Origin of the sequence: Nocardia miyunensis NBRC 108239, from assembly GCF_001613065.1 — a bacterium.
GTDB lineage: Bacteria > Actinomycetota > Actinomycetes > Mycobacteriales > Mycobacteriaceae > Nocardia > Nocardia miyunensis.
In genome coordinates, this window is record NZ_BDBQ01000125.1 from 27,963 (window position 1) to 33,962 (window position 6,000).

The 6,000-nt window shown below is 68.8% G+C and carries 1 protein-coding gene (cut by a window edge); it reads right to left on the bottom strand.

Going from position 1 to position 6,000, the window contains the following annotated elements:
- Positions 1-5,933 carry the 5' end (the start) of a phosphotransferase gene (locus NM2_RS43100; protein WP_067682605.1) on the bottom strand. 26,587 nt of this gene lie to the left of the window's left edge, so only the first 5,933 of its 32,520 coding nucleotides appear in the window; it begins with the start codon at positions 5,931-5,933; the stop codon falls past the left edge of the window.
- Between the last annotated feature and the right edge of the window lie 67 nt (positions 5,934-6,000).

A 6,000-nucleotide genomic window follows, 5' to 3' on the forward strand; every position in this document is an offset into this window, starting at 1 on the left:
ACCATCCGGATGACATGCTCTTCGAGCTGCGACAGCTCTATGGGGCCGGAAGCTTTTGTGCCGCCGTCGCGTTCGCCCGCGCGAGGCGGATTCGCAGTCCTGGCCCCCGGCTTGTTGTATAGATAGCTTCCGAGCTCGGCCTCGCGTGGTATCCGGCGCACCCGCCACCCCGGCTCGGCGGGCTTCAGCGCGGTATTCTCGGCGCCCGGAACGGGGACGGCAGCGGGGGGTGGTGTGCCAGGCTCTTCGGGCGGGTTGGCTTGCGCGTCGGGACCGACTCTCGGGTCGTTGGCGAAGACGACCCCAGGGTTGTTCAACATGTGCCTGGGGGCGTTCCATGGCGTCGTCCCACCGGTCGGTAGCTGACCTTGCTTGGCTTGCCACGGCGTCGGCCTCGCGGATGCGCCGGCGTGTGCCGCGTCGAGTGCGGTGCGTGAGTTCGGGTCGGAGCCGTCGCCGGCCGCCGGTGGTCCCTGTGCCGAGGGCCCTTGGCTCGCATCGGCGCTGGTGTCGCGGTCTGAGCGGGGGCTCGCGCCGAACCGGAGGTCGTCGGGTGGCGGTGTCGGATCGCCGAGGTTCCGCACCCGTTCGCCCCGTGCCATGTCAGGGGTGCGGCGGTAGGTGATCGCCCAGAGTGCGCCGGTCTCCGCGCGTGTGCTGTCCGTGAGTTCGGCGAGTGACACCTTTTGACCGGTCTCGGCGCGGAACCATTCGAGTCCGTCCTCGATGCCGAGGTAGGTGACGGTGTGGCCGTTGATCTCGAACTGTGGTTGTCCGGAAGTGTTCTTGCCGATGTAGGTGAGGGTGTAAGCGTGTCCGCCGACGCCGTGTTCGTCGATGGCGCGCCGTGTGTTGCCGTGTTCGTCGGTGGTGACGCGTTCTTCGAACACCAGCGCGGTGACCTTCGTACCCGCGGGGCTGCCTTCGGCCTGGGCGATCATGCCTTCGATCAGCTTGCCCTGCCCGGTGGACCCGCTGTCGGTGTGGAACTGTTCGGGTGTCTCGCCGCGGAAGGTGTTCCGCTGTCGCAGTTCTTTCCAGGACACTCCGTCGACCCGGGCCGAGTCGAGGACGAACGGATCTGCCACGTCGCCCTGGTGTGCTCTGAGGTCGCCGACGGATTGTGGCACACAGTGGTTGACCAGCTTGGTCGCTCGGATCTCATGGACATCGACCGTGATGTCCTCGAATCCCGCCCGGCGGAGATTGTCCGCGATGTGCTGTCGCCGCTCGCCGGAGTCCTCGGTGTCGGTGGTGACGTGAAGTGTGCCACCGGGTTTCAACACCCGGTGGAGTTCCTCGGCCGCTGCCCGTGCGGTCGCGAGCGTGTCGGCTTCGGCGCTTGTCAGGGACACCTCGCTGAACACCTTGCCGGGGATATCGGCCATGCTGTGAGGAGTGGTCGCCACGCCCCGCAGCAGCCGGCGGAGAACCTCGCGGTTGCGCGCGCTCTGGATGTCGTTCTGCGATTCGAGCCCGGACCGATTGCCGCGCCCGGCCAGGAACTCGGCGGCCACGGCCTGCAGGACAGTGGGCGTACCCACCGGTGGTCGCGGTTCGATGTGCTCGACCAGGTCCGGCCGACCAGCGGTGATCCAGGTGATGTTGTCCAGCGCGGTGGTCGGCGTCCGCTGCTCGTCATCGGTGTAGGAGTAGTAGCCCTGGTGCGTCGCCGCGTTGCCGGTGAACTCCGGCATCGCGGCGTCGAAGTGGATGACGCCGGTGTCGAGCGCGGGATGCAGGCCCAGGCCCTTGACGAACAGCCGGCCGCGCCGACCGCGCCGAGCGCGCCGACCCGGGGTGAGGCTGCCGAGCTGGGCGATCACATCCCCCGGCGCGATTCCGGCATAGACGTTGGGGCCGATGCCGAACTCCCGGGCAGGTATCGGCAGCCCCGGCGAGCCGGTGATGATCACCTGATCCATCTCACCGGCCAGCCGCCCGCCGGCGCCGGCGTGACACAGCGTGACCGACCCGTAGCTGTGCCCGGCGACGGTGCGCAGTCGTGGCGGGGGGACACCGTCGGGACGTGCGGCCCGCAGTGCGCGAGTTGCGTTGTAGGCGGCGATATCTCGCGCGACCACGTAGCCGCCCACCCGGGCGAAATCGGAACGGCGAGCCTCGCCCCGGTGAACCGGATGATGGTACGAGATGTCGATGATCGCCGCGACCGTATCGTCGGGGGCCTTGCGCGCGGTCTCGGCGAACTGATTGTGCGCGAACCTGCTTCGGTACAACAGCGACGTCTGCGTGGTGCCGTTGCCGCCGATGTGACGGGTGACGTTCGACGCGGTGTCGGCATTGCCGATCGACACCGACAGCCTGCCGTTGTCGCCGTATCGGGCAGGCTCCCAGGCGATCAGCTGCACCGGCGGCGATCCGGGCAGCTGCCGGGCAGCGGACTGCACTTCGCGCAGCTGATCCCGGACCGCGCGGATGCCCGCACGCGCCGTCTCGGTGAACACGGGCAGCCGCCAGCGCTCGGCGAGTTGGTCGTCCAGCACTCGTTCGAGGAACAGCCGGTTGGCGATATCCCTCGAGGTGTAATCGACGCCGTCGGCATTGCCGATGTGATGCGGGTACGCCTTGACCACGGCCGCCTGCTCATCGGCGGAAAGGCCCTGCCACCAGCGGCCGTTGCGAGTAGCCCGGTCACGCGAGCGTGCGACGACCGCGCCGTCGCGCGGCACCTCGGAGAACAGTGACAGCAGGTCGGCGCCGGCGCCCAGATGTTCCGGCAGCCGGGCGAGCGCGCTGTGGACGAGCCTGCGTTCGTGTGTGGTGAGCGGCAGGTCGTCCGGTGACGGCAGGCCGCGTCCGGGGTGTGGCCGATCACTGGGGCCGGTCGCCGCCGGCCCGGATGCGTCGGGCAGCAGCGATTCGCCGACTCCGAGGCGCATGATGCTGTCGATGAATTCGGTCTGTGACCATTCGGGATCGTTCAGCAGGCCCGAGTGCGTGGCCCGCAGGGCGCGTTGGAATCCCACGGCGTTGAGCCGGGATTCCTCGAACGTTATTTCCCCCGCCGCCACCGGCGGCGCCTGGCGCAGGACCACATTGATGACGCGCTCGAGTTGCAGGAGCTCGAGCCAGACATCGACGTTGTTCACCCCCTCCCGTGGCGCATAACCGGGCTCGGTCATGCGCTCGAGGAAAGCCAAGTCGTAATCCTCGTCGCCGACGAAGGCTCCCTCCAGGTCGATAAGGGTGATCTTGGTATTCACCGCATCGTCGTTCTCGGCCACGTGGAAATTGCCCGGGTGCGGGTCACCGTGCACCCACACGAACTTCGCGAAGGGCTTGGGCATGTTCCACGACTTGCGCTCCAGTTCGGCGAAAGGGTCGTCGGTGAAGCCCAGGGCCCGGAAGACGGGCTCGAAACCATCACGATAGGCCTGACGCAGGTGCTCCCGCTTTCGGTTGATCAGGTACCGGAGCAGCGCGCCGGTATCGCCGTCGGGAACCCCCGGGGGGATGAACCGTCGCCGGAATTCGCTGTCCGGCAAGTCGCCTGTGGTCCGGTGGAATTGTTTCAAGGCCGCGATGACGGTGTCACGATGCCGTTCGATGCCGCCCGGGATGGCGGTCAGCGGAGGATCGGACACCCGCCGCATGATCAGGATCGGCCGCTCGGGACCGATGACCCGCCCATCGGGCAACTCGACGCCGTGGACGGAGGCCAGCAGTTCGGTGATGTTCCCGATGTGGTTCTGCCCGAAATAGGTGAGAATCTCGGTCTGCTTCCCGAGGCTCAGGTCGAGGTCGTCCGTTGTCGGACCGGGGATGAGAACGATGAACGGCGACTCCTCGGCGCCCACGACGAGGGCCCGGCTGGACTGGCCCGCACCGGCGACGGACGATTCGGCCAGGGCCCGGTGCACCAGTGCCTCGGCGATCGCGTCCGACATGACGATTCCGGTTTCCTCACCCGGTGCGCGGAAGTTGCGCGCGTACAGGGCCGGGGCCACCGTCTCGGGCGTGCCGATGACCTGCTCGAGGAGGTGGACGGTGCCCACTCGGTAGATGTGGAGCTCTTGCAGGGCTTCGACGCCCCGCCGGGCCGTGCCGGGCTCGGCGGCCGCGGGGTTGCGAGCGAGATCCGCCAGCACCCGCTCCGCGGCGGACGCGTGCCGGCCGTGGTCCCGGGCAACCGCGGCGAAGGCGTGTGGCAGCGCCGTCTCCGGAACGAGATTGCCCGCGTCGTCCAGCGCGGCGGGCAGCAACTGGCTGCGCAGCCAGGCGCGGAAATCGTCCTCGGGAAAATCGTCGGCCTCGCGCAGGCTCGCGACCGATTCTCGGAAGTATTGCCGCAGAACGGGTTCCGCCTGCGCGAGCGCCCGGCCCTCGTGCGCCGCGACCAGCGCATTGCCCAGCCCGTACAGGGTGACGTAGTACTCGAACCGGTGCAGCGCCCATACGGGGATCTCGCCGGAGACGACACCGTGCTGTGCCATGGTCTGCGCTGATTGCGGGTCCGTCGCGTAGGTGCCGTTGAGCAGTACCGTCGTGGTGTGGCGGGCCGCGATCGTTTGGCCGAGCATATTCGGCGCCAGGTTGTCGTGGCTGACGATCTTCGGCAGGGCCGTTCTGCTCACCGATGCGGCGTCGTGGATGGCGCGGGCGTACTCACGCACGATCTCCTCGCTCGGCACCTCCTCGAGGCTCGGGAAGCCTACTCCGTAATACGTCGACAGCATCGCCGCGACCTGCAGCGGCGCCGCCGCTGCCCAGGGGTCGGCGACGAGCCGATGCAGCCGATCGACGATCGCCCGGTCCTGCGGCTCGCTGCCGTCCGGGTTGCTGATCACCTGGGCGAATGCGCGTCGCAGCGCCTTGGCGCCCGGGGTGGGAGTAGTGCCGTCGGGGAGCAGCCGGACGGCGCCCAAGCTCACCTCATCGAGCCGGTCGGCCACCGCGCCGAGGATCAGCAGGCGTGCGAGCTGCCGGGTGTCGGCGGTCCGGGATTGTCTCGGCCCGAAGGATTTTCCGATGTGATTGCGCAGCCAGGTCTCGTTCGAGAGGGTCTGCGCATCGATGACGATCCGCTCGATTCGATGCTCGGCGTGATTCCATTCCACCCGGAAGGGCTCGTGGGCCGGGGTCCGCGAGATTTCGATGCGGTGGATCGGCGCCGTCGCCGCGTGGGCGGCCAGCTGCTCGACGGCGTCGGCGATGCCGTGCGCGACTGCGGCGCCAAGCTGCGAGTCGCGGAATCCGTCGGCATGAGTGACGCGCGCGGATATCCGGAGTGCCGCCGCTTCGAGAACGGCGGTGTGCGACAGGGCCGGGACGAGAACATCGTCCTGTCCGATCGGCTCATCTGCCGTCGTGCCGCCAGGGCTGCTTGCTCGGCGGGATGGCTGCTGCCGATCCGGACCAGGGGATCCGTCACCGGGGTCGTCGTCGCCGTGTTTCGGGGTGCGGCCGATGCCGTATTCCGGGAGCGCGTCGGGATCGCTCGGGTGCTCGGCCAGGGGCTGTTCGGGTACGAGTCTGCCACCGCTGTTCTGGAACACGATCGCGGACCGTTTCGCGACGCCGGTGTCGGTCTCGCCGAATATGTATGGGCGCCAGCCATTTTCGGTGGAATCCCGGACCTGGACGATGCCGTCGCGGACAGCGAGGACGTAGGCGTGTGCACCGATTCCGTCGGCGTCGGCGGTGGCGTAGTGGTCGACGACGACCGCCACGGCCGCGTCGTCGTCGGAGTCCAGCAGTCGGCGGGCGAGCTCGTCGCGGGAGTCGACGCGGCGCAGGCGGCCGCCGGCGTGTTCCTCGAGTTCGGCACCCGTGCGCCCGGACGTCGGGGTGGTGTCGGTGAACTTCTCGGCGGCCTCGACCCCGAACTCGTCGACCAGAACCGCTACCGAGTCGTCGGCACAGGTATTGCTGCCGTCCGGGTGCCGTGCGGGCGTGACGAACAGGTCGGGCATCGGCCGGGCCCGGCCGGTCGCCGCGCGATGCTCGGTGGAGGCGTCGGGACGGAGCCCGCGCGAGGCC